26 protein-coding genes and 1 riboswitch are annotated in these 23,669 nt (G+C 62.5%); of the genes, 9 read left to right on the forward strand and 17 right to left on the reverse strand.

The genetic code is table 11. The features are described 5' to 3' along the window. Positions 1-681 precede the first annotated feature (681 nt). The gene (locus BLT65_RS43410) at positions 682-1,110 is read right to left on the reverse strand and encodes a DUF3293 domain-containing protein (protein WP_091790303.1); all 429 of its coding nucleotides are present in this window, start codon (positions 1,108-1,110) and stop codon (positions 682-684) included. Between the two features lie 28 nt (positions 1,111-1,138). Then, positions 1,139-1,242, reverse strand: a riboswitch (SAM-I-IV-variant riboswitch). 221 nt (positions 1,243-1,463) lie between these two features. On the opposite strand from BLT65_RS43410, the gene BLT65_RS43415 reads away from it, so the two are divergent. Then, the gene (locus tag BLT65_RS43415; RefSeq protein WP_091790304.1) at positions 1,464-2,744 is read left to right on the forward strand and encodes a DUF445 domain-containing protein; all 1,281 of its coding nucleotides are present in this window, start codon (positions 1,464-1,466) and stop codon (positions 2,742-2,744) included. 22 nt (positions 2,745-2,766) lie between these two features. Here the strand turns inward: BLT65_RS43415 and BLT65_RS43420 are convergent, their stop codons facing one another. Next, the gene (locus tag BLT65_RS43420) at positions 2,767-3,087 is read right to left on the reverse strand and encodes a hypothetical protein (protein ID WP_091790305.1); all 321 of its coding nucleotides are present in this window, start codon (positions 3,085-3,087) and stop codon (positions 2,767-2,769) included. 114 nt (positions 3,088-3,201) lie between these two features. Between BLT65_RS43420 and BLT65_RS43425 the strand changes: the two genes are divergently transcribed. Then, complete coding sequence (locus BLT65_RS43425; RefSeq protein WP_091790306.1) at positions 3,202-3,705, forward strand: MOSC domain-containing protein; 504 nt, start codon at positions 3,202-3,204, stop codon at positions 3,703-3,705. A 29-nt stretch (positions 3,706-3,734) separates the two neighbouring features. On the opposite strand, the gene msrB is transcribed toward BLT65_RS43425, so the two are convergent. Next, on the reverse strand, positions 3,735-4,187 hold the full coding sequence (msrB, locus tag BLT65_RS43430) for a peptide-methionine (R)-S-oxide reductase MsrB (RefSeq protein WP_042310568.1): 453 nt from the start codon (positions 4,185-4,187) through the stop codon (positions 3,735-3,737). A gap of 303 nt (positions 4,188-4,490) precedes the next feature. Here msrB and BLT65_RS43435 point away from each other — a divergent pair, with 303 nt between their 5' ends. Continuing rightward, a complete protein-coding gene (locus BLT65_RS43435; RefSeq protein WP_091790307.1) occupies positions 4,491-5,174 on the forward strand; it encodes a DNA-3-methyladenine glycosylase I in 684 nt (227 codons plus the stop codon). Between the two features lie 24 nt (positions 5,175-5,198). On the opposite strand, the gene BLT65_RS43440 is transcribed toward BLT65_RS43435, so the two are convergent. From BLT65_RS43440 to BLT65_RS43480, 8 genes are all read right to left on the reverse strand, one after another. Continuing rightward, positions 5,199-5,639, reverse strand: a complete 441-nt coding sequence (locus BLT65_RS43440; RefSeq protein WP_091790308.1) for a zinc-finger-containing protein — start codon at positions 5,637-5,639, stop codon at positions 5,199-5,201. A 152-nt stretch (positions 5,640-5,791) separates the two neighbouring features. Then, a complete protein-coding gene (locus BLT65_RS43445) occupies positions 5,792-6,670 on the reverse strand; it encodes a hypothetical protein (RefSeq protein ID WP_091790309.1) in 879 nt (292 codons plus the stop codon). A gap of 293 nt (positions 6,671-6,963) precedes the next feature. Continuing rightward, on the reverse strand, positions 6,964-8,199 hold the full coding sequence (locus tag BLT65_RS43450) for a c-type cytochrome (RefSeq protein WP_091790310.1): 1,236 nt from the start codon (positions 8,197-8,199) through the stop codon (positions 6,964-6,966). Positions 8,200-8,218: 19 nt separating this feature from the next. Next, a complete protein-coding gene (locus BLT65_RS43455) occupies positions 8,219-9,946 on the reverse strand; it encodes a methanol/ethanol family PQQ-dependent dehydrogenase (RefSeq protein WP_091790311.1) in 1,728 nt (575 codons plus the stop codon). Between the two features lie 582 nt (positions 9,947-10,528). Continuing rightward, on the reverse strand, positions 10,529-10,720 hold the full coding sequence (locus BLT65_RS43465; protein ID WP_042310579.1) for a hypothetical protein: 192 nt from the start codon (positions 10,718-10,720) through the stop codon (positions 10,529-10,531). Between the two features lie 39 nt (positions 10,721-10,759). After that, complete coding sequence (gene pqqD / locus BLT65_RS43470; RefSeq protein ID WP_042310581.1) at positions 10,760-11,041, reverse strand: pyrroloquinoline quinone biosynthesis peptide chaperone PqqD; 282 nt, start codon at positions 11,039-11,041, stop codon at positions 10,760-10,762. Positions 11,042-11,152: 111 nt separating this feature from the next. Continuing rightward, positions 11,153-11,227 (reverse strand): pyrroloquinoline quinone precursor peptide PqqA, encoded by a 75-nt coding sequence (pqqA, locus tag BLT65_RS43475; RefSeq protein ID WP_006410019.1) that lies wholly within the window; start codon positions 11,225-11,227, stop codon positions 11,153-11,155. 181 nt (positions 11,228-11,408) lie between these two features. Continuing rightward, positions 11,409-13,406, reverse strand: a complete 1,998-nt coding sequence (locus tag BLT65_RS43480) for a sigma-54-dependent Fis family transcriptional regulator (protein WP_091790312.1) — start codon at positions 13,404-13,406, stop codon at positions 11,409-11,411. A gap of 176 nt (positions 13,407-13,582) precedes the next feature. Between BLT65_RS43480 and BLT65_RS43485 the strand changes: the two genes are divergently transcribed. Continuing rightward, positions 13,583-14,515 carry an alpha/beta fold hydrolase gene (locus BLT65_RS43485; protein WP_167306656.1) on the forward strand — a complete coding sequence of 311 codons (933 nt, stop codon included), beginning with the start codon at positions 13,583-13,585 and terminating at the stop codon, positions 14,513-14,515. A gap of 10 nt (positions 14,516-14,525) precedes the next feature. Here the strand turns inward: BLT65_RS43485 and BLT65_RS43490 are convergent, their stop codons facing one another. The 4 genes from BLT65_RS43490 to BLT65_RS43505 form a co-directional block, all read right to left on the reverse strand. After that, the gene (locus tag BLT65_RS43490; RefSeq protein ID WP_091790314.1) at positions 14,526-14,801 is read right to left on the reverse strand and encodes a hypothetical protein; all 276 of its coding nucleotides are present in this window, start codon (positions 14,799-14,801) and stop codon (positions 14,526-14,528) included. 97 nt (positions 14,802-14,898) lie between these two features. Beyond that, complete coding sequence (locus BLT65_RS43495; protein ID WP_042310712.1) at positions 14,899-15,189, reverse strand: hypothetical protein; 291 nt, start codon at positions 15,187-15,189, stop codon at positions 14,899-14,901. 128 nt (positions 15,190-15,317) lie between these two features. Beyond that, positions 15,318-16,052: a glycine zipper 2TM domain-containing protein gene (locus tag BLT65_RS43500; protein WP_091790315.1), complete on the reverse strand. Its 735-nt coding sequence runs from the start codon at positions 16,050-16,052 to the stop codon at positions 15,318-15,320. A 118-nt stretch (positions 16,053-16,170) separates the two neighbouring features. After that, complete coding sequence (locus tag BLT65_RS43505; RefSeq protein ID WP_007736490.1) at positions 16,171-16,515, reverse strand: cupin domain-containing protein; 345 nt, start codon at positions 16,513-16,515, stop codon at positions 16,171-16,173. A gap of 201 nt (positions 16,516-16,716) precedes the next feature. Between BLT65_RS43505 and BLT65_RS43510 the strand changes: the two genes are divergently transcribed. After that, positions 16,717-17,445 (forward strand): transposase, encoded by a 729-nt coding sequence (locus BLT65_RS43510; protein ID WP_091790316.1) that lies wholly within the window; start codon positions 16,717-16,719, stop codon positions 17,443-17,445. A 185-nt stretch (positions 17,446-17,630) separates the two neighbouring features. Next, positions 17,631-17,951: a DUF4148 domain-containing protein gene (locus BLT65_RS43515; protein WP_007736501.1), complete on the forward strand. Its 321-nt coding sequence runs from the start codon at positions 17,631-17,633 to the stop codon at positions 17,949-17,951. Between the two features lie 142 nt (positions 17,952-18,093). Here BLT65_RS43515 and BLT65_RS43520 read toward each other — a convergent pair whose 3' ends face one another. Next, a complete protein-coding gene (locus BLT65_RS43520; RefSeq protein ID WP_091790317.1) occupies positions 18,094-18,696 on the reverse strand; it encodes a phosphatase PAP2 family protein in 603 nt (200 codons plus the stop codon). 200 nt (positions 18,697-18,896) lie between these two features. Between BLT65_RS43520 and BLT65_RS43525 the strand changes: the two genes are divergently transcribed. Further along, positions 18,897-19,904, forward strand: a complete 1,008-nt coding sequence (locus BLT65_RS43525; protein WP_091790318.1) for an AraC family transcriptional regulator — start codon at positions 18,897-18,899, stop codon at positions 19,902-19,904. Here the strand turns inward: BLT65_RS43525 and BLT65_RS43530 are convergent. Next, positions 19,859-20,359 carry a hypothetical protein gene (locus BLT65_RS43530; protein WP_091790319.1) on the reverse strand — a complete coding sequence of 167 codons (501 nt, stop codon included), beginning with the start codon at positions 20,357-20,359 and terminating at the stop codon, positions 19,859-19,861. The two genes, BLT65_RS43525 and BLT65_RS43530, sit on opposite strands and share 46 nt — an antisense overlap. A 455-nt stretch (positions 20,360-20,814) precedes the next feature. On the opposite strand from BLT65_RS43530, the gene BLT65_RS43535 reads away from it, so the two are divergent. Both BLT65_RS43535 and BLT65_RS43540 read left to right on the forward strand, forming a co-directional pair. Further along, the gene (locus BLT65_RS43535) at positions 20,815-21,516 is read left to right on the forward strand and encodes an SDR family NAD(P)-dependent oxidoreductase (RefSeq protein WP_091790320.1); all 702 of its coding nucleotides are present in this window, start codon (positions 20,815-20,817) and stop codon (positions 21,514-21,516) included. Between the two features lie 156 nt (positions 21,517-21,672). Beyond that, positions 21,673-23,652, forward strand: coding sequence for a PhoX family protein (locus BLT65_RS43540; protein WP_091790321.1), 1,980 nt, complete (start codon positions 21,673-21,675; stop codon positions 23,650-23,652). Positions 23,653-23,669 lie beyond the last annotated feature (17 nt).

Here is a 23,669-nt window from a genome sequence, read left to right on the forward strand (position 1 = left end):
CAGCGACAGCGACAGCGACAGCGACAGCGACAGCGAGCCGGGGGCCGGAGAGGGCAGGGGCACCAAAGCGCTCGCCGTCCTCTGCCCACCAAGAAGACCATCCGAGACACACTAGCGCCGGATTGCAGACACAGCGCGGCCTGCCCGCAAGCCCAGCTTCGACGGGACGTCACCAATCGTACGGCGCAGCCCTATCTCAAAATTAATAAGCTTTACTGATTGATTATTCGCAGCGACCCAAACATGGACAACCCCAAAGCAACCAGCCCGTCTCCACCACAGAATGCGCCCCACAGGCGCCCGCGACTGCCAGAAGATGCGCAGACCAGCAGACCAACGCCCAAACCCGCCTACAGCCCCCAAATGGCCCCAAATTCGCCGCTACGCGCAAAAAGTATTTCCCAGCAAAGACTTGCGGCCGAAACCGTGAAACAACCTTAAGAAAACCACGCAGTCCAAGAAACCTTTATAATGCAATGAGTTAGCTGATCATTCGCCGAATGTTCCACGCTTCTACATGCTTCAAGCGAGATATTTCGCGCCAAACACCGGTTTCGTTGATTTTCTAAGCGAAAACGATCAATCCGTATCATTCGCTACGTAGTCTGTCGTATTCAATACAGCGGAAGCCCGCTCGACCAGCAACCAGCCGTAAAAACCCGAAAAAGCCGCGCCCAAGCGTTACCGCAACAGCATCAACTGAGGCACCGCATCGCTTCCAGCCCAAACGATCGCGTTCTGCCCAAACCGCACGCCAAGCGCCTTAGCCTCTTCAACCGACACCCCCAGCACAAGAAAACTAGCTTCACCGGTCCAATCATTGGACGGGTGCTGGCCGACGCCCTCGATAAACGTCAACCCACGCTGCATCAGTTCGACAGCAAGCGACTTCTGCCTCTCAGCGTTCGCTGCATCATCGAGCGGTTCGCTGAAAGGATTGCACGCTGTAACAAACGCGCTGCTCTCCACGCCGTTCAAACGGTGAATCGCAGCTAGCGACGCATTACCCTCGCCGATCTTCAGCAAGGCCGGCGTGGAACCGTGAACCCGATAGTGCGTCTCCAGATAAGCCTGGATCGTCGCGCGGGGAATCTGTGATTCGGAAAACAAAAAACCCTCCAGTTGCGGGAGGGTCGACGCGTCACCCTTTGGTTGCTCAGCTGAGCCACATCCGCTTTCGCGATCCACCTTGCCGGGGCGGGCAGGTTGGCATGGGCGTCGACCCAATTCAAGATGAACCGGCAGTAGAGCATGGTGGCCAATTCAGCGTCAAGGCGGCAGACTCCGCTTCTGCACACCTGCATACGACAACGGGTTGCTCGCCGAAAATCGCACCCGTATCGTTCGCATGAACCGAGCGTGGTGCGACTCACGGCGCGACTGACCGCACGCGAGCCAAACGCATCGCAGGAACACCCCGTGCATCCCGAACGCGAATCGAACGAATCGAACGAACCTACTCAATGAACAAGGAAGTCGAACTCAAACGAGCCAAGCGTCGCGCGACGCTCCTGCTGCTGATCGCCACCGGCATTTTCATCGCGACGGCCTTCATGCAACGCAGCCTGTGGATCGACGGTATCAAGGCGGTTGCAGAAGCCGCGATGGTCGGCGCGCTCGCCGACTGGTTCGCTGTCGTCGCGCTGTTCCGCCGCGTGCCGATTCCCGGCGTCGCCGCGCACACCGCGATCATCCCGCAGAACAAGGACAAGATCGCCGATAACCTCGCGCTGTTCGTGCGCGAGAAGTTTCTCGACGATTCGTCGATAGTCGGCCTGATCCGCAAGCACGATCCCGCGCAAAGCATCACGAACTGGCTGTGTGTCGAAGAGAACACGCAGCGCCTCGGCGGCTATGTGGTCAAGCTGACGAGCGGCATCCTCGAATTGCTGGACGATACGCGCATCCAGGCCTTCATCAAGGATGCGCTGGACGCGATGCTCGACAAGATCGACCTGTCGAAAGCGACGGGCGCGATCCTCGACACGCTGACGCGCGACGGCCGTCACCAGCAATTGCTCGACGAAGGCATCGAGCATCTGATGGCATTGCTGCGCGAACCGGGCGTCCGCGCGTTCATTGCCGAGCAGATCGTCGACTGGCTCAAGCGCGAATACCCGACGCTGCAGAAACTGATGCCATCCGAATGGCTTGGCGAGAGCGGCGCGAACGTCGTCGCGGACACCGTGAACAACATGCTGCTCCGCGTGAGCGAGGACCCCGATCACAAGCTGCGCCACAAGTTCGACGAAGCGGCCGCGCGTCTCATCGTCAAGCTGAAGTCCGATCCTGCATTTCTGCAGAAGGGCGAAGAGATCAAGCGTTACGTGAAAGAAAGCGAGAATCTCGCGCTATACGTGAAAGATCTGTGGAGCCAGTTGCGCGACTGGTTGCGGCGCGACCTCGAGCGCGACGATTCCGTGCTGCACGCGAAGGTGGCCGCGATGGGGCAATGGGTCGGACGCGAACTGGCGCGGGACGAATCGCTGCGCCGCTCGTTGAACGATCATATGGAAGAAGCGGCGCGCGCGATGGCGCCGGATTTTGCAGGCTATCTGACGCGCCACATCAGCGACACGGTCAAGAACTGGGATTCGCGCGACATGTCGCGGCAGATCGAATTGAACATCGGTAAAGACCTGCAATACATCCGCATCAACGGGACGTTGGTTGGCGGATGCATCGGCCTGCTGCTTTATGGAAGCTCGCAGATTTTCGCGCTCGTGCGGCTACACCTCTGGTAGCGCGGCACGAACACGGACACGCTTATTGCGTAGCCGTCGGCTTTTTCTGCTGGGCGCATTCCTGCGTGAAAAGCATGCTCGCCTGGTCCGGCGTCATCGCCTCGCCGCTGTAAATCCTGTCGATGACAGCCGTGACCGCCTGACGATCCGACGCATCCTTGTAGTACGTCTGCGCCTGCGTCAACGCCTGCTGCTTCGTTTTCTTGTGACGGCGCCAGGACGCCACCTGGCCCGCAATATCGCCGATCGCGAAGCACTGGTCGGCGACCGTCTGCGCGAACGTCGGCGTCGACGGTTGCGCGAGGCAGACGGCGAGCGCCGCCGCGGCTACTGCTCGTTTCATTTCCGGTTCCTGTTGTCAGATGGGCGATAGTATAAAGACGGGCGCCGCCGCCACCCAGCCTCGCGCTCACGCCCACCCGCTCATTTCAACGCCACGCGCACCCGCAGGACGCCCATGCCGCTCAACCCTTCGTCGCCGCTCGCCCGACTGCTCAACGGTCCGATCCATCCCGGCAAGGTCGTCTGGATCGGCTTGCGGACGCGGCGAAAAGTCGCGATGTCGGTGGTCGAGACGGCGCAGATCGACGCCGACGCGGGGCTCGTTGGCGATCACTACGCGAGCCGCGCCGGCGCGCGTCAGGTAACGCTGATTCAGGCTGAAAGCCTGCGCAGCATCGCCAGTCATCTGGGACGCAGCGACGTTGCCGCAATCGACGTGCGCCGCAACATCGTGACGCAAGGCATCAATCTGATGGCGTTGAAAGACCGGCAATTTCGGATCGGCGGCGCCGTGCTGCAAACGACGGGCGAATGTCACCCGTGTTCGCGTATGGAAGAAGTGCTGGGCGTGGGCGGATACAACGCCGTGCGCGGCTTCGGCGGCATTACGGCGCGCGTCGTGAAAGGCGGCACGATCGGGATCGGCGACGTGATCGAAGCGCTGCCCGTTGTGGACTAGCGCGTTCGATGCACGTCGTGCCGCACGGTTTATTTCTTCGCGACTTCGAAGAGATTCCGGTACTGCCCGTAACCTTCATCTTCCAGCCGCGAGACAGGAATGAAGCGCAGCGACGCCGAGTTGATGCAATAACGCAGTCCGCCCGTTTCGCGCGGTCCGTCCGGAAACACGTGACCAAGGTGACTGTCGCCATGTTTCGAGCGCACTTCGGTTCGGATCATGCCGTGGCTCATGTCGCGCAGTTCGACGACGTGCTCGTCTTCCAGCGGTTTCGTGAAGCTCGGCCAGCCGCAACCGCTGTCGAATTTGTCCATCGACGTGAAAAGCGGCTCGCCGGAAACCACGTCGACATACAAGCCGGCTTCCTTGCTGTCCCAGAACTCGTTGTAGAAGGGGCGTTCCGTCCCGCTTTCCTGCGTCACGCGACGCTGTTCGGCGGTGAGTCGGGCCACTGCTTCCGGTGTTTTTTCGTACGCGGGCATGTGTGAATCTCTCCTTGATAGGCGCGGCCAGCGCTGACGCTTGCCACACGAGTCTGACGGCCCGTTTTCCAGCGTTGCCGGTGACGGGCACTCGTATATATGGGCACTGTGGATACGCACAAGCATACGCAAATGTCCCGCAGCTTGCAGCGCGCGCGCCAGGTGCGCCGCTGGCGCGTGCGCTGCGATTGATGCATTTGCTGAATCATTCGCGGATGCTTGCGAATGGCCAGCGAGCAAGACGACAATAGGCGCGCTTCAGGAACCATGCCGCTGACCCACAGCCCTATATGGGCACCGACGATGAAGAAAACAACTTCCACCACGAAGCCCGCCGCAAAAAAGGCGCACGCCGCTGCAAAGAAAGCGGCGCGTCCGAAGAAGCCGCAACCGCTCGACGCGATCATCGGCGCCGATGGTCTCGCCCGTCCGCCGTGGGCATCCGTCGATCCGCTGCTCAAGGATTACTACGACACCGAATGGGGCATGCCCGTGCGCGACGAGCGCGGCCTCTTCGAACGGTTGAGCCTGGAGGCGTTTCAGTCGGGGCTATCGTGGGCGACCATCTTGCGCAAGCGCGACGCGTTTCGCGAGGCGTTCGCCAACTTCGATCCGGACGTGGTCGCATCGTTCGACGAGAAGGACATCGAACGCCTGATGAACGATGAGCGCATCGTTCGCAACCGGGCAAAGATTCTTGCAACGATCGCCAACGCTGCCGCGACGATCCGCTTGCGCGACGAGGGTGGCCTCGCCGCGCTGATCTGGTCGTTCCAGCCGCACACGACACCCGCGCCGCGCACGATCGCCGAGATTCCGACCACGTCGGCGGAATCCCTTGCGTTGAGCAAGGCGTTGCGCAAGCGCGGCTTTGTATTCGTCGGACCGACGACGATGCATGCGCTGATGGAAGCGACGGGCATCGTGGACACGCATCTCGTCGATAGCCATCGCCGTGGCACGTCGGGCGTGTGGCCGCGCGAGTGACCAACACGCCGACGTGCGGCGGCCTCAGCTACTTCGCCGCGCAGCCATGAACGCCTCGACATAGCGCAGCGCCTGTTCGCACTGATCGGGCGAAAGCATGTGAATCGAATTGGGCAGCGGATCGAAACCCAGCTCGGTCGCGACCCAGCGGATCGCTTTCGAGCGCGCTTCGAAAGCATTGACGCCGTCGCGCCGCACCTTGCTGGCGACGAGCGGTTCGAGCGCGTCGTGCAAGCGGCTTTTCGCGTCGCGCAGCGCGGCGTCGGCGAGGCGTCCGAGCGGCACATGCCGCGTGCTGCGCGCATGAATGCCGATCCACGCCTGACATGGCGTGCAGACCCAGACGGGACCGTGATCGTCGCGATACGGATAGCTCTCTTCGCCCGCGCGCGCGAGCACGGCTTTCGCGCCGCAGTAATCACACAGCGGCTGCGGCAGCGCCTTGACGGGTTTGCCTACGCGCATCGCTGCGCCTCGGCCGGTTTCAGTTGCTTCATACAGCGCTCGACAGTGGGTGGCTTTCCCAAAGATACCAAATGGCCGCTTTCCGCACGAGAGGCAACGCGTGCGTGCTGTGTCATCGGTGTTTGAGCGAGCGGCGGGCAACCGTCCCTTCGCTACGGCGCGCGGGCACCGTCAGGCGCCGACGATGCCGGCGGCGGAAACGCTGTCGCTGGTGTGCCGAGGCGTCCTGGCGGCGAGGCGTCTTGTCGCTTGTGCGGCGCCATCGTCCGAAGCAGCACGACATCGCGCTCGGGCTCCGGCATCGCGATGATCGCGTGCAAGGTCACTCTCGTCGTCCAGCACACATCGGACGGTGTCGCGAGCGTCGGGTTGGACGCATAGAACGTGAAGCGCTCGATATTCACCTGATCGCCGCGCAGCTCGGCGATCAGTGTCCGCGTGAGTTGACGCTCGGCCGCCGCGTACTGCTGCGGCGTCGGCGCGGGCAAGGGCGCACTCGATGCATCGTTGACCAGTACCTTGTAGAGCAGGCCGAAATACTGATCGACGTCCGCATCCGACATGTCACGCAGCGAGACGCGGTTCATCACCGCGCGCATATCGTCGAGACCGAAGCAGTTGACGGGCACCAGCTCATCGAGGAACTTGGTCAACAGCTTCACGTATTGAAGACGGTCCGAAGGCGAGAGATGCACAAGACCGTTCGACATGAATTCTTCGCGTGCTCTGGAGTCGAGAAAGATCTGTCCGACGTGCCGCGCGCCACCGTGAGTGTCCGACGCGATGACGGGGTCATGCTGGATCTTCTCCACCCACGCGAGGATGATGTGCGCCTTGTTCGAATCTGGATCGATGCCGTGGTTGCGCAGCAGTTGATGGAGGTCGCGCTGTCCGTATTCCACCGCGCCCGCGATCGGGCCAGGCGCGACAGGCTGCGGGGCGGAGTCCAGGTCGTGGCGGATCGCCGCGCTGACCAGCGTCGCGGCCGTCAACGCAGCGATCGGCGCGAGGAAAAAAGCAGACCGTCTCATCGGGATGACAGGGTTGCGAATCGATTGCGCCTGTCGTGATTGACGGAAAACGGAAAATGCGACTTGTCGCTACGCGGCGCCGACTCAATATGATGTTAGGACATCCCTGCGTACACTGATGCAAATAGTCGGCGTATGTGCCACCAACATACGCATCGTCGATGCAATGAAGTCGCGATGTTAAGAAGCGGTTGCGTAATGTTCGTGGCGCTGAGCGTGGGCGGGATACGTTACGACGAAGATCGTCAAAGTCCCGGCCGCCCACGCATTCGAGTCAAGCAATCACAAAAGCTTCACTTTCCAGCTCCGGCATTGAGTGGCGTCGCCAAAGCGCGAGCATTGTCGGCCGTCATCTTCGCGCCGCTCGCCCGATAACCATTCGAATAGAGCAGGAATGCCATGATGTCCGCGTAATCCTGATCCTTCATCTTGCCTGGTTTGTCAGCGGGCATGTTCGTCGACATGTACGTGAACACGCCGCCAATCGTCAGATGCGCATTCGATGCCGGCGCGAACGCCGGCCCTTGCAGCGCGGGCGCCGTCACGCCCTGCAACTGCGCGCCGTGGCATTTTGCGCACGCGGCCGAATAGAGCATCTTGCCGTGTGTCGCTTGCGCCTGATCGAACGCGGGCGTTCCTCCCGCCGCGTCGGCGGCGATCTTCACGAAGCCGCCCGCGCTGTCGGCATTCGCCGACGCCAGCAGCGCACGTTGCGCGACTGCGTGCGATGCGGAAGGACCGTCGCGAAAGCGCGCATCGTCGTCGCGGGCGGTTGCGTCGAGCGCGTGCGCGGGCATCGCCCAGTCGTGGGTCAAACCAGCGAGCCGTCCACTGCCCGACATCTTGTCGAGCGCCGCATCGATCCGCTCGCGCAGCGCCACCGTGCGTGGCCCGAATGCGAACACGAGTTGCCAGTCCGCATAGGGCGAGCGAGCGGCGGAGACAGTGAACCGCCGTTGCGGATGTGCAAGCCGATACGCGACGACAGCCGGATACCAGACGATCGCACGCTGCGCCTGTCCTTTCGCCACCGCTTCGACAGTCAATGCCGACGTGTTCTCCAGATCGAGCGTGACGCTCGGCTGCTGCACGGCGATCAGTTGCGCGGGACTCGCATAGGTCGCCGCGACCGTGTTCTTCGCCGCGCCTTGCGGATTGGCGTCGGGCGCTTCGATGTTCACATAGCCCGCGCGCAGGTAGCCGTGCGAGAACTGCAGCTTGCTGCTGGAAGCATCGGCCACATTCGAGCGCGGAAAGCCCGCGATCACGTCGCAGTCGCGTGCGAGCGTCTTGTCGAGCTCTCCAAGCGAGACGCCGTCGTCGTCGCCTTCGCCGATGCCGTGCCTGACGATCGTCGCGGCGATGCCTGCCTGCGCAAACGCATCGCGCGCGACGGCTTCGTCCAGCGCCGCCGACGGACTGCCGGGAAACGTGCAAACCTTCACAGCCGCCATCGAATGAATCGACGTGAGCGCGAGACAGGCAGCGAGCACGCTCGCTGCCGGAATACGATTGAGAAAATGGTTCATGTCTGGACGTCCGGAAAGATCACGAGTGGTTGAGCGCGAACACGTACAGCGTTCCGCCGCGCGGCACCTTGTCGGCGGCCTTGGCCATCGGGCCGCCCCAGATCGGATTGGCGCCGCCATAGCCCGCCAGCACCGCGACATACTCCTTGCCGTCGATCTCGAACACGGACGGCTGCGCAATGATGCCGCTCGCGAGTTTCGGGCTTTGCCACAGCACCTTGCCGCTCGTGACATCGAATGCGTAGAGATACCCATCGAGTGAGCCGCTGAACGCGAGGCCGCTCGCCGTGGTGGCCACGCCGCCGTTCCACGGCAGCTTGCTCCAGTGGCTCCAGAGCTTCTTGCCTGTATTCACGTCGATGGCCTGCAATTCGCCGTATCCCTTGCTGCCCGGCTCGGGCTTGATCTCAAAGCTTTCGCCGAGGTACGGCAAGCCCTCCATGTACGTCACCGACTTGCCGGACAGCGACATGCACGAATGCAGCGTCGGGATGACCGCGATGTGCCTGTCCGCGTCGTAGGAAACCGACCACCAGTTCTTGCCGCCAAGGAAGCTTGGGCAGGTTTCGATCGTCGTGCCCGTTTTCGGATACTTCGATTCGTCCTGCACGGGTTTGCCGTCGGCGGTGTAGCCCGTGACGGAAGTCGCCTTCACGAACGGGCGCGCATAGATCAGCTTGCCGTTGCTGCGATCGATTGCATGGAAGTAACCGTTGCGGTCGGCATGGATGATCGCGTCATAGTCCTTGCCTTCGTAGTTGATATTGGCGAGCACGGGAGTGTTGACGCCGTCGTAATCCCACGTGTCGTGACGCGTGTACTGGTAGTGCCATTTGAGGTTGCCTGTTTTCGGATCGAGCGCGAGCAGCGAGTCCGAATAGAGGTTGTCGCCAGGGCGAAGATCCGCGAGCCACGGCCCTGGATTGCCGACGCCCCAATAGAGCGTCTTGCTGCCGGGATCAAACGTGCCCGTCAGCCATGCGGGCGCGCCGCCATGCTCCTGTGTGCCGTCGGGCCACGTGTTGCCGCCCGGCTCCTTCGCGCCGGGCACGGTGTAGCGCTTCCATTGCACGTTGCCGTTCTCGGGATCGAGCGCCGCGATGAATCCGCGCGCGCCATACTCACCGCCCGAGCTGCCCACCACGATCGAGCCGTCGAGCGCCAGCGGCGCGAGCGAGAATGCATAGCCGGTGGCCGGCTCGAACATCGACTTCTTCCACACCAGCGCGCCCGTTTGCGCATCGAGCGCGGCCACTTCTCCATTGAGCATCGCGACATACACGTTCTTGCCATACAGCGCGACGCCACGGTTCACGACGTCGCAACACGCGTTCTTGAACGCTTCCGCGCCGAGCTTCGGTTCGTACTTCCACAACTGCTTGCCGGTGGCGGCATCGAATGCATAGACGTTGTCCTTGGGCGTCGTCACGAACAGGTATCGGCCGTTGATGATGGGCGTCGCTTCGAAGCCTTGCTGAAGCTCCGAAGGAAACTTGTAGGCCCACGTCTGCTTCAGGTTCTTCACGTTCGACGTGTCGATCTGCTTGAGCGGCGAATGCGCCTGACCGTTATACGTGCGGTAGTACGTGAGCCAGCCTGGATCGCTTTGCGCCGACGAGAGCCGCTCGTAGGTCACGGCGGGATAGTCGGCCGCGGCGGCTACCGTTGCGGGCCTCAGACTGATTGCCGCCACCACGCCCGCGACGAGCATCGCGAGCCGTGTGGCCGAAGCCTGACTTGTCTTCATCGTTGTCTCCTATCCAACATCGTTGTGGGTGAGTTATCGTGCGACGCCTGTCAGCAAGGCATCGTTGGCTTGCATGGCGGCTGCGCGGTCGTAAAGGCAAGTCGCATGCCATTGATTGGCTATCCTTGCTAACTGGCGCGCGGGGCGTATCGAAGCCCGTGAGCGTCTTGTTATCACGCATCAGGAAGCGTCACGCGACGTGTTGCATCGTGGAGCAAGGGACAACTCACCTGTTGCCGTATGTGACAGCACACGTGTGTCGTGTGCCTGGTGTTCACGATGAGTGCCGCATGCGCAATGGCACGCTTCTCGCACGCTGCATGGCGACGATGAGCGGCCGCGACGTATCGTGCCGCTGCGTCGTATCGTCAAACAGCGGGTGCAATGTCATGAACAGTTTGCGTGCGATGGTCGAGCGATGGCTGGCGCATATGCCGCCGTCCAGAGTCAGCTTTGCCAGATTCAAATGCGACAGCAGCGGAAGGCGCTGTCATGTGCGTGTCCACGTGCATCGTCCCGAAGGCGATGTCGCGATTCACTTCTTTCGACATTGCGACGGCATGTGGCGTGTGTTTCCGCCCGCTAGCGCGCCGATTGTGATGGGGTATCCGCGGATGTCTCGTTCCAGGCCGACGACGTGAAGCGGTAGTTGTCGGCGGCAAGCCGCCATTCCGTGTGCGACTTGTGCAGAATCAGTATCCACATGGCGACGGATAGCAACGCCAGCACGCCAAGCGCTCCACCGACGATCAGAAACATCATCAGGTCGGACATGAGGCTGCCCTCAGGTTCATCCGTGGTTGCGCGTGCATGTCAATCGAGCCAGCCGCGTTGCCGCGCATGATCGATGAACTGATACACATCTTTCGCGAGACCGGTCGCATTGAAGAGCGCTTCGAGCTCGCCGATGATGTCGTCGAGATCGCGCGTGCCATCGCAGCGCGAGAGAATTTCGCCTGCACTCGGATTGAGTTTCACCAGGCCTTCCGGATACAGCAGGACATACGCGTCCTGGACTGGCTCCCATTGCAGTCGGAAAAGATCACGTAGCCTCGGGCGCTCGCTCGCACCGGTGTTCGCAGGCATCGGCATCATGGCGTCAGTTCTTGTTCAATGGCGTCGGGCGCCTGTCACGAAGCGGGCTGAGGCGTTCGAGCAGGCAGTCGAAGCGCCGCACGCGACGCGCGGCGGCGCATCGGCGCAACGTCAGCGGTTGGCGATATACATCGTGATCTCAAAGCCGAAACGCAGATCCGTGTAGGCGGGCGTAGTCCATTGCATGGCTGTCTCCTTGGTGGGTTTGACGAAGAACCGCGGTTGAACTGCGGTCGGGGCTGTTGAACGCAAGCTCCATGCCGAAGGGCGTTCGCGCGATGTGCGAGAGATTCTCAGTGAACACGCTGTCCACATTCGGAGCACAGGTGTTGCAAAAATCAACAGCCTGCAACAGCGGACGACCGTGCTAGTTCTCGCTCGCGCCGCTGTCCCGCGGATCTGCGGCACACAGGGAAGGCATCTTGCGATAGACGGTGTTGCGCGAAATGCCGAGCGCGCGCGCCGCCGCTGACACGTTCCCGTTATGCCGCGCGACAGCCGCCGCAATCGCGGAGGCCTGCACGTCCTGCATCCGCGCGTCGTGCAGCGGCAAGGGATAGTCTGCCGCGCGCGCCGCCAGTGCTGAACTGCTGCGCAGATCGTCGAAGAAATCGTCGGGCAGATGCTCGCGGCGGATTTGCCCGTCGTCGTCGACCATCGCGGCTGCCGTGCGCAGCAGATTGCCGAGTTGCCGGAAGTTGCCCGGCCATGCGCATTGCTCGAACAGCGTCTTCACGTCGTCCGCGACGCTGAGCGGCGCGCCTTCCATTTCGTCGGGCGGCACCGATTGCAGCATCCGCTCGATGACGATGGCGAGATCGGTGCGTTCACGCAAGGGCGGCAGTTTGACGACGAGGCCGTTCAAACGGTAATACAGGTCCTCTCGGAACCGGTTCTGCACGATCATTTCGCGCAGATTGCGGTGCGTCGCGCAGATGATCGCGATGTCGACGGGAATCGACTTGCTGGAGCCGAGCGGATCGACGACGCGTTCCTGCAGCACGCGCAGCAGCCGCACTTGCAACGGATACGGCATGTCGCCGATCTCGTCGAGAAACAGCGTGCCGCCGTTGGCCTGCAGCAGTTTGCCGACCGCACCTTTGCGCCGCGCGCCCGTAAATGCGCCGTCTTCGTAGCCGAACAGCTCCGACTCGATCAGGTTTTCGGGTATCGACGCGCAATTGACCGCGACGAACGGGCCCGCGCGGCGCGGCGAATCGTTGTGAATGGCCTGCGCGAGCAGTTCCTTGCCAGTGCCCGTCTCGCCCGTGATCAGGATGGGGATGTCCTTGCCGAGCACCTTGCGCACCTTCGCGACGACGGCGCAAATCTGCGGATCGCCCGTGTCGAGCGAGTCGAGCCGCGACGGCGCGTTGGCAGGCGAGGCGGCTTTGGTCAGCGGTGCGCGCGCAGCGGCGGGCCGCGCGCTGGCGGCAGCGTCGGCGGGCCATGAAGTCTCGCTGCCGAGCGTCGGGCGGCGAAACTCGACGTTCGCGCACACGACCGTGCCGTTGCTCAGATCGAGCGTAATGTGATGGCCCTGGCTCGCGCGCAGGCGGTCGATCAACTGCGGCGTGGTCAGCCCGAACAGAGAAGACAGCGTATGCGCGCGCATCGCCGCGAGCGGCAGCCCGACCTGGAACTGCGCGCTGCGATTCGCGGACAGGAAGCGCCCGTCGCACGTGAAGGCCATGATGCCTTCCATCAACGTGCCCAGAAATTCGGGCCGGCCATGAAACGCGATTTGCAGCGTGTTGCGGAAGGTGTTCGCGAACAGATGGTTTTCGATCATCTGCACGGACATCTTCGCGAGCGCCATCGTGTGCTGATGGTAGCCGCGATGGTCGCCCGTCACGTCGAGCACGCCGACCAGATCGCCGTACGGATCGAGAATCGGCACGCTGGAACAGGTCAGGAAGCGGTTAGCGGCGAGATAGTGCTGATCGCCGTGTACGACGGTGGCGGTGCGCTCGGCGATGGCCGTGCCGATCGCATTCGTGCCTTGCCGTTCCTCGGCCCAGTTGGCGCCCGCCATGAGCGCGACTTTCTCGGCGCGCTGCAGAAAATCGTCGTCGCCGATCGAATGAAGAATCAGCCCTTGCGCATCGGTGAGCACGATCATGCTTTGCGTGTTCGCGATCTGCTCGCGCAGCGTTTCCATCACGGGCGTGGCGTGCGCGCACAGCACGAGATTCTGTTCGAGCTTCATGCGCAATTCGCCGTGCGTCAGCACATCGTAGTCGGGACGCATGGCCGCACTTAGCCCGAACGTTTCCGACCTCTCGTGCGCTTTCTGGATCGACGGGGTGAGCCAGCCGCTCTCCCGGCCTGTCAGTGATCCGGTTGTCTTCGCATCGTCGCGCATCTCTCCTCCTGTATCGTGCCTGTCGTCGTGCAGGCATCGCGGGAGTTAAAAGCAAGACGCGCGCCATTCCTTGCTGTTAGCCAGACGAAAGGATGTGTTGCGGGCGAAGCGGTCTACGGGAATCGGGCATGCGAAGATTCATTCTTCTGAACACGCGTTCGTCGCCGGGAACGCATATGAGTTCACACGACACGATGCATCGAACGATCACTCGCGATGGTCACGCAATCGCCTATACCGTGCATGGCGATCCAAACGGCGTGCCCGTCGTCGTGCTGCATGGCGGGCCGGGAAGCGGCAGTCAGCCTGGCGCGTTGCGTCTGTTCGATCTCACGCGCGTTCGCGTCGTGATGGTGGACCAGCGAGGCACAGGTGCATCGACGCCGCGTGGCAGCCTTCGCCATAACGACACGCAGCGCCTGATCCGCGATCTCGAAGCGATACGCACGCAACTGGGCATCGCACGTTGGGGCGTTGTCGGCGGATCGTGGGGCGCGGCGCTTGCGCTGGCATACGCGGGAACGTATCCCGCATCCGTTAGCGGCGTCGTGTTGCGCGGACTCTTTCTCACGTCGGAACGCGAAGTGCGTCGCCTGTTCGTGACGTCGCGTTTTCGTGCGCCGCGCGAGTGGCGAGCGTTGATGCGAGCAACGCGTTGCGAGCGGGCGTCGTCGCTGCCATCGGCCTGCGTCCGGTCGATGCGATCGCAATCACGCGGGCGTGCCGATGCCGTCGCTGCCGCGTGGCGCGCATATGAAAACGCGGTATTGATGCACAAGCAGACTGCGGCTCACAAGCGAACGTCATCGAAGCACGATGAAGCGACGACAGCGAAGTACCGCATTCAAGCGCGCTACCTCGCGCACGATTGCTGGCTTGGCGAACGTCGTCTGATCGCGCTGGCGAAGCTCGCGGTCGCATCGGGTGTGGCGGTGCGTGCGGTGCATGGATCTCGCGATCCCGTTTGTCCGCCCGACAATCTGCTTCGCTTGATGCGCGCCGTTCCCGGGGTACATGGCAGGTTTGTCGACGCGGGTCATCTGGCGTCGGACCCGCGTCTCGCGGAAGCACTCGTTGCTGCAATCCGCGAAGCGTTCGTCGCTTGTTAGCGCGATCGCGTCAACTGCCTTGATCGGCGAACAGATCGCCGAAAAGATCTGGCTCGGGAACGCGCTCCGGTTCCCGCGACGGCAGCGTGCCATCGCGGACTTGCGCGAGGACGGCGGGCGGCAGCCACGTCTCTTCCATCGCGGCAATGCCGCTCTCGATCATCTGCTGCAGAAAAAACGATTGCCGGCGTCCAGTGACTTCGGCCAATAGCCTCAGTCTCCGTTCGATCGCCGGTTCCACTCGTACTGCAACCACCTGTAGCCTGTTATCGGCGGTTCTTTTCAACGCATGCTCCTGTCGACATAACTCTGCGCCGTGCTTCTACCACGGCGCCTGGTCGCATGGCAATGCTTTATTTGAATTGGCGTTGAGTCACGGTGCCTTAATCGTCGTCATCGTCGTGATGACGATGCCAGCCGCGATGGTGGCCGTGATCGTGCCACCTGCGATCGTCGCGATAGCCGTATCCGTACCCGTAGCCCTCGCCGTAGTAGACGGGCGCTGGCGCGTAGACGGCGGGCGGCGGCGGTGCGTAGACGACGGCAGGAGCCGGCTCGACATAGATCGGCGCCGGCACGCCGAACGTCACGCCGACATCGACGTGAGCGAGTGCCGCTGTGGACGCGCATGCGCTGAAGAGTCCGGCCGCGCAGATGAGTGTCAGGTGTTTCAACGTGTTGCTCCGTTCAGGGCGTCCGCAGATGGATGCCATTTGATGGCGAGTGACGCGCATTGTAGAAATGCAGTCGTTCTCATGTTGCTTCCACCCTGTTGCGTGTGTAACGCGAGGTAACCGCGCGATCAGGAAGCCGTGAGCGAATCGCCCGATACATGCACGCGTTGTCCAACCTGCACCTGCGGCTGCGTCGGGTAAGTGAAGTTGCGATAGGTGCCGTCCTGCATGCGGACCTGCACCTGGTAGCTCGTCTGCTTGCGCACGGCGTGCTCGATGCCGTTACCCGCGACACCACCGCCGACAGCGCCCACCACAGTAGCGAGAATGCGCCCACGCCCGCCGCCGAACTGATTGCCGATCAGGCCACCCGCGACCGCGCCGCCGACTGCGCCGAGACCCGTCGTCGGCTCGGGCGATTGCACGGCGTTGACGGCAACGACTTCGCCCGCATAGGGATCTGCGGCGACTTGCCGTGTGCCTGCCGGTTGCGCGGACGCTTGCGCGTAGTCACCGTTCGCGTATTGCGGAGCCGGTGTGACACGCGGCTTGCGCGTGTGATGAACGGGCTTGGGAGCCTCGGTCGCCGCTTGCTGCGCGACGGGCTGCGCGACCGGTTGCGCGGCATTCGTTTGTTGCACCACGCCCGTTTGCTGGGTAGCGGCGAGCGGCGCGCTCGCCGCTTGCGCCACGGGGGGCGCGACCTGCTCGTTGGCCGGGGTCGTCGCGTGCGATACGGGCAGAATGCCCGTCATCGCTGCAACGCCGGTGACGCTAGCGAGTATCACGGACACAGCCGCGCCCGCGATCAAGGGATGGATACGGCTGCGTTGCGCAATGCTGTTCGTGACGTTGGCGCTCATCGTAGGCTCCACGGTTGGTGTGTGCCTGCAATAACGCCGCTCGACCGAGCGCGGTGTACGTATTACTGCAACGGCTTTGTAAGCATTTGTAGCGGGTGTTTCGATGCGATATGCGCGCTTAGCAAAAGCGCTGCGCGAGATCGTAGATCAACAGAAACACGCAACCCGTATCGCTTCTGAAGCGATCGTCGACCGTTCCCGCTTCCGCGATGCCCACCCATCCCGGCAACAGACGCTGGCCGTTCTGAATGGCCTCGCCTTCGAGCATGTAGATGAACTCCGGTCCCGTATGCAGGTGCATCGGGAACACCGTTCCCGCTTCGAAGCGAACGAGCTGCATCGCGCGCCCGTTGGCCTTGCCGAGATTCTTGATCTGGACGCCGCTAGCACACGCCGACGGTGTCCACGGCAGCGCTTGCGCATCGACGGATGAAAAGCGCGGCGCGGTAGGTTGCTGGTTCATCTCATCTCCCGTTTGTTTTCGTTAGGGATTTCCTGACGCGAGATTCAGCGGGCTTGACGTCGAGCCCGTTCCCAATCCTGACTGCATCAAAAATTGCGGCGTGGGTCAATGTCAAAGCGCGTACGTGTGTCGCTTGCCGATAGCGCACACCTGACTTTCGCTTGGGCTGGACGGCACGCGCAGACAGGTCGGGAGAAGGGAATGCATTTTGAGGAGCTTTCCAACGAAGAGTGGTCGCTGGTCGCACCGATACTCAGTGCGCAACCGCGTGCAGGCGTCCTCAAGCGTGGGCGTCCGCGCATCAGGACGCGCGTGGTCGCCAATGCGGTGCTATGGGTGTTGACCACCGGGCAATCGTGGTCGAAGCTGCCCGCGCACTATCCGTCGCAACCGACTTGCCGATGCCGTTTCGAAGAGTGGCGGCTCGGTGGCAAGCTCGCCGAGATGATCCGCATCCTGAGCGAGCTGGGACGCAGTTTTTCATATGTGCCCGACGCGCCATGCGTGAGCAAAAAGCCCGTGCCGAAACGCGACGATTGCACGATGAGCGAGCGGGGCATACCTCGCGTGATCTGGAAAAGCCAGGCGTCGTGGCAGGCATCGCCGGCACAGCAAGAAGCCGCGCACGAGCTGCGCCCCGACAACCCGAGCCGCGCATTCTGGATGGGGCTCGCTGCGAAGGGCGCGCGCGTCATCGACGAGAGAGGCTATGTCGTGTACGTCGCGGCCGATCCGGTGCCGGGCGCGATGTTTCGCGGCTGGGCGGAGATCACGCGGGACGGCAGGCGCGTCGCGCGCTCCGGCCTGGTAGGCCCGAAGTTCGACATGCCGGACGACGCGCTGCAATGCGCGCTGACGTGGGCGCGACGCTGGATCGAATTGCACGGCGTGCGTTTCGAACTGGAACTGCTACACAGAGCGGCCGACTGACGCACGCGGCCTCACACATGATCCGGACTGCATCGCGCACCAGTTTCGGGCGGTTTATAACGTTTCCTGAAACTGTGAGTTGGTTGATCAGATGTTTATCCGCAGAGCCGACACTCCTACACTGTTTTCAACGCAACGAACAAAACAGTTCGAAGCATCCGAAAACAAATCTGGAGGTAATGATCATGAAATCGCTCATCAAGGCTCTTGCAGTTGCTGCTGTCCTCGCTGTTCCGGTCGTGTCATTCGCGCAATCCAGCCAGCCGGTGACCCGTGCCCAAGTCCGCGCCGAGCTGGTGCAACTGGAAAAAGCGGGTTATGTCCCGTCGAATAGCAGCGACACGCAATACCCGGCCAACATTCAGGCCGCAGAAGCAAAGGTTGATGTTGCAAACGGCATTCAAAACAGCGGTGTCGGCGGCGTTGCAGATGGCTCGTCGCAAGGTGGTCAACGCGCTTCGTTCTCCCCGAGCTCTTACTCAGTGCCTGTTTTCGAACACCACTGATCTGCTAAGCGCTGGCCTCGTAGCCAGCGCAACTGCCTGATTGAATCGACCGCGACACGCGCCGTTATATGACGGAACGCCTGTCGCGGTTTGTTTTTTGGGCGCGTGTTTTGACATCGCTGACGAGCAGCGACCACCAGCTTCATTGAACAAGCCACCCGCGCCCAATCGGCCACGCCAGCACCTTCCGATACAACGCGATCAACTTGTCCGTCACCGCCTCACCCGCCAGCGACCAAAGCGGCGTGACGACCACATACGCCACGCATGCAATCAAAACGGCGCCCACCATATCCAGTGGGTAATGCACGCCGACGAACACGCGCGCCCACGCGACGGCCAGCCCTGCAACGAGCGTTAGCTCACCGTACCAACGCTTGCGCGCCAACAGCAAGGTCAGCGCAACGCCGGCGAACACGGTGCCGTGATCGCTTGGAAACGACGAATCCGGCGCGTGCTCGATGAACGTATGACCAAGCCCGATCATGAACGGCCGTGGATGCATCCACGCATGACCGATGACCTGATTGAACCCGAGCGCAAGCAGCACGACGCAACATGCGCGCAGCGCCGTCGCGCGATTGTTCCTGATGCCCGAGAGCCATAGCGCGGCGAGCACCAGAGGAACGAAATAGATTACGTAGTCGGCGATGAATGACGCGACGTCGATTTGCCAGCGTGGCGTCGACGTGGTCGCGTTGATCGTGAGAAAGAGCGCCTGATTGAACGCTTCGAGTGTGTGCATGCTGTGATCGTGTCGGGCTAGAAACCCTGGTGGAAAACGGTCGCCCGATCGTACCGGGTGAAGCTTATGTCACGCTTAGGGCCATGCAATGCATGTTGACCACGTGTACGCAGCGAACGGAGTATCCTTTCGATGAACTTGCAAAAGACGGCACATGTGCCGTCTTTTAGCAAAATGGCGAAAATGAAGGACGGTGCTTCATGGATGCGGTCTCCGACGTGCTGCGCGTCGTGCGCCTGGGCGGCGCGGTTTATCTTCACGCCGAATTGACGGCGCCGTGGTGTGTGATCGGTCACGCCGATCAGTCATTGTGTACCGCGTATCTGCCGAAGTCGGATCGTGTCGTCTCCTATCATCTGATCACGGAAGGCATGTGCTGGGCGCGGCTGCCCGACGGCAACGAGCCCGCCATCTGCGTCGGCGCCGGCGAACTGCTCGTCGTGCCGCAAGGCGAGGCGCACATCATGGGAAGCGCCGTCGATCTCACGCCCGTGCCCGCCGGACCGCTCATCGAATCGCAACTGGCCGCGATGCCGGGCGAAGTATTGAATCTTTCGTACGGCGGAGGAGGCGCGCGGACCAGCGTGCTATGCGGCTTTCTCGCCTGCGACGATGCGCTGAGCAACCCGGTGCTCGGCTCGCTGCCGCGTCTCTTCAAGGTCGACGTGCGCAACGATCCGCACTCGGCATGGATCGAGGCGTCGCTGCGCTATGCCGCGACCGAGGCGGCGCAACGGCGCGCAGGCAGCGCGATCGTGCTCTCGCGTTTATCGGAACTGCTGTTCGTGTGGGCCGTGCGGCGCTGCATCGACGACTTGCCGGCAGACCGCAAGAACTGGCTCGCGGGCGTGAAGGACCGGTTCGTCGGCCGCGCGCTGTCGATTCTGCATGCGCAACCTGCCTACAACTGGACCGTCGATGAACTCGCGCGAAAAGTCGGCCTGTCGCGTTCCGCGTTTGCAGCGCGATTCAGCGAACTGCTAGGCCAACCGCCGATGCAATACCTCGCGCGCTGGCGTCTGATCGTCGCGGCGCAGGAACTGTCGTACAGCAGCAAGGCGATTGCGGCGATCGCCGAGGAAGTCGGTTACGAATCGGAATCGGCATTCCATCGCGCGTTCAGGCGCGAGTTCGGCCAGCCGCCCGCTGCGTGGCGAAAGGGTCATAGCCATGTCAACGGCGCCGAGGCTCTGGCGGCGAGCCAGTAACGCGACAGTTCCAGCAACTGACCGCTGCGCCGCAGCGTGAAGGTCACGCGATTGCGCCTGGGCAAGCCGCCGCGCGCAACGCGGACAAAGGCGGCTCGCCGTGGCATCGAATGGAGAGCCCGAAGCTCGCTTGCCATCGCGTGGAGGATGCGACGCGCTGCGGCATGCCATGCGAGCGGATCGAGTATCCGCGTGCCGCGCAGCGATCTCAACAGCGACAGCGCAGTGCTGAGTTCGCGCATATGCCTGCCGTGGTCGTTGTTCAACTGCCGCACGATCGCGAAGCACGTGTCCCAGCCGACATGCGTATGAACCTGCAGCCACGCGATCAGCAGCACGGTCGGCAAGAGCGCGAGGCTCTCGCGCGTCAGCACGTCGCTGTGCAATAGCGCGAGCAATTCAGCCTGTGAACTGTCGCTGATGCAGCGTCGCTGCAAGTCCGGCAGGTGACGCATGACAAGGCCTCCTGTGACGAAAGGGTCGCGGATTCTCGTGGCCGATGGCGGACGCTTCGCGTCTTGCCACGGCGATGGAAAAGGCTGGACACCTGACTTCACAAAACCTTGCTGCCTGACGTCGTTGAACGCGCTTGCTGCAAAAGATGATGGATGGTGCTCGATGCCGTCTCGGGATTCACTATGAGGCAACGTGCCTCAAAGACCCTTGCCCTTGCGTCGCGCCTCTTTGTCCGATCGTCCGTTTTTGTCGTGCGCGTCGTGCAGACTTTGCCGCGCGTCCGGAGCGCTTTGCCGGGCGTCCTGTTGTCATCGGCGTGTACCTCGCGATTCCTTCGATTGACGCGAGCGAACCTTGCGACAACACTGTCTTCGAGTGCGCCCTGTGCCGCGAATCAACGCGTGACAGGGCGTTCGTTCTTCGGGCATCGATCTGCGTTGGGAGCGCGTAATTCATGAACAGTCTGGATGGAACCATCGTCGCCATTACGGGCGCCTTCGGCAATCTCGGTCTAGTGACGGCGCAAGTGCTGGCCGAGCGCGGCGCTAAAGTCGCGTTGATCGGCAGAGGGAAGGCGCCGGCGAATCTGCCCGCGTCGCTGGCGCAGGCGTACGTCGCGAGCGGCGTCGATCTCGCGGAACGGGACGCGGCACAACGCGCGGTCGATTCGATCGCGAGCCAGCTCGGCGGGCTGAATGCGCTCGTGAACGTCGCGGGCGGCTTTAGCTGGGAGACGGTCGCGGACGGCAGCGCGGACACATGGGAACGCATGTTCGACGTGAACGTAAAGACGACGGTCAATGCCACGAAAGCGTCGCTCCATCATCTGACGAAGGACGCGGGCGGGCGGATTGTCAACATCGGCGCGATGGCGGGGTTGAAGGCGGCTATGGGGATGGGCGCATACGCTGCATCGAAGGCGGGCGTGATGCGTTTGACGGAAGCGCTTGCCGAAGAACTCAAGGACAAGGGCGCAACCGTCAACGCGATTTTGCCGAGCATCATCGACACGCCGCAGAATCGCGCCGACATGCCCGATGCCGATTTCACGCGCTGGGTGACGCCGGAGCAGATTGGCGGCGTGATCGCGTTTTTGCTGTCGAAGGAAGCTCAGTGTGTGACGGGCGCGCTGATTCCCGTCGCGGGACGAGTGTGAGGCCAACTGATTTAAAACATTACAAACGCCTGTCAAAGATATTTCATAATCATTCATTAAATTAGCGCGTCATCAAGGCGCGCCATGGACGACTGATCCGCGGCGTGGGCTGATTGTTGAGCCACCCACCCATCCCCACCAACGGATCACAACAACATGGCGCAGCCACTCGATTACTCACGCCGCAAGGCGCTCAAGATCATCGCCGGCGCACCGATGCTGCCGCTCGGCAGCGCGGCCGCCGCCTCGCTGCTCGCGGCATGCGGCAGCGGCAACGACCACGCGGCAAGCACTACGCCTTCCCCGTCGACGTCCGCCTTCACGGCGGCGTCGTTCGCAGGCATGGCCGCACCGTCGCTCGCCGATCCCGCCGCGATGGCGACGACCACGGTCGCCTCGACGATGACCGCGCAGTTCGCCGACGGCAGCCGCCGCAGCTACAAGCTCGCGTATCAGCCGTTCTTCATCACGGGCGACACGGTGCCGAACACGACGGGCGGCACGATCGTCGCGGGCGGGTACTTCGACATCAACAATCAGCCGATCATCGACCGTTCCGTTCCCGGCAAGGAACGCCAGTTCTTCTCCGATTGTCCCGACGGCACCTCGCTGATCCGCCTCGACAAGCCGACGGTGAAGGGCGTCAAGGGCAACCCGGTGTTCGCCGTCGTGCAGTTCGAATACGCGACGCGCGACCAGACGCAAACGGCCGCGGGCGACATGTACGGCAAGCTGCCGTCGCCCATCGCCGTGCTCACGCTCGATCAGGACCCGGCGACGGGCAAGCTTACGCTCGTGAGCTATTCGAATGTCGATACGTCGGGCGCGCATGGTTTGTGGATCACGTGCGGCGCGAGCCTGTCGCCGTGGAATACGCATCTGTCGAGCGAAGAATACGAGCCGGACGCCGCGACGATCGCGACGAACACGCAGTTCCAGGCGTATAGCCAGAACCTGTACGGCAACACGACGACGGCGCGTCCCTATCACTACGGGCATCTGCCCGAAGTCACCGTGAATCCCGACGGCACGGGCACGGTCAAGAAGCACTACTGCCTCGGCCGCATTTCGCACGAGCTGATCCAGGTGATGCCGGACAAGCGCACCGTGCTGATGGGCGACGACGCGACCAACGGCGGCCTCTTCATGTTCGTCGCCGACAAGGAAGCGGACCTGTCGGCGGGTACGCTGTATGTAGCGAAGTGGGCGCAAACATCGTCGGCGGGCGCGGGCGCTGCGACGCTCACGTGGCTCAATCTCGGCCACGCGACCAGCGATGAAATCGAAGCGCTAGCCAACACGCTGACGAACGCCGACATCATGGACATCGTCACGAACGAGTTAGCGGCGCCCAGCGATCCGACGTACACGCAGATTCACTTTGGCGGCAAGTTCAACTGGATTCGCATCAAGCCGGGCATGGAGAAGGCGGCCGCGTTCCTGGAGACGCACCGCTACGCCGCGCTGCGCGGCGCGAGCATGGGCTTCACGAAGCTCGAAGGGACGACGGTCAACGCGAAAGACAAGATCCTGTATTCGGCGATGTCGCAGATCACGGCGTCGATGGTGCGCGGCAACGCGCATTCGACCGACATCGCGCTCGACAAAGGCATCTCGTCAGGCGCCGTCTACGCGCTGAACATGAAGGGCGGCCAGAGCGACCTGGGCGGCGCGGCGATCAACAGCGAATGGGTGCCTGTCGACATGAGCGCGCCCGCCGCGCTCGTCGGCGAAGACCTCGCCGCGGCGGACAGCCTCGGCAATACCGCCAACCCGGAAAAGATCGCGAATCCCGACAACCTCAAGTTCTCGGAGAAACTGCGCACGCTCTTCATCGGCGAAGACAGCGGCATGCACGTCAACAACTTCCTGTGGGCGTACCACGTCGACACGAAGACGCTGTCGCGCATCCTGTCGTGCCCGGCGGGCGCCGAGTCGACGGGCCTGCATGCCGTCGACGAAATCAACGGCTGGACCTACATCATGAGCAATTTCCAGCACGCGGGTGACTGGAGCAGCTTGCACGCGAAAGTGCAGACCGCACTCGATCCGCTCGTGCGTGCGAACTACAAGGATCGCTTCGGCGCGGCGGTCGGCTATCTGACGGCCGATCCGACTTCGATCAAGCTCGCTTGACGGAATAGCTTGCGGCG

The organism is Paraburkholderia steynii (assembly GCF_900100565.1).
In the GTDB taxonomy this organism is placed as follows: domain Bacteria; phylum Pseudomonadota; class Gammaproteobacteria; order Burkholderiales; family Burkholderiaceae; genus Paraburkholderia; species Paraburkholderia terrae.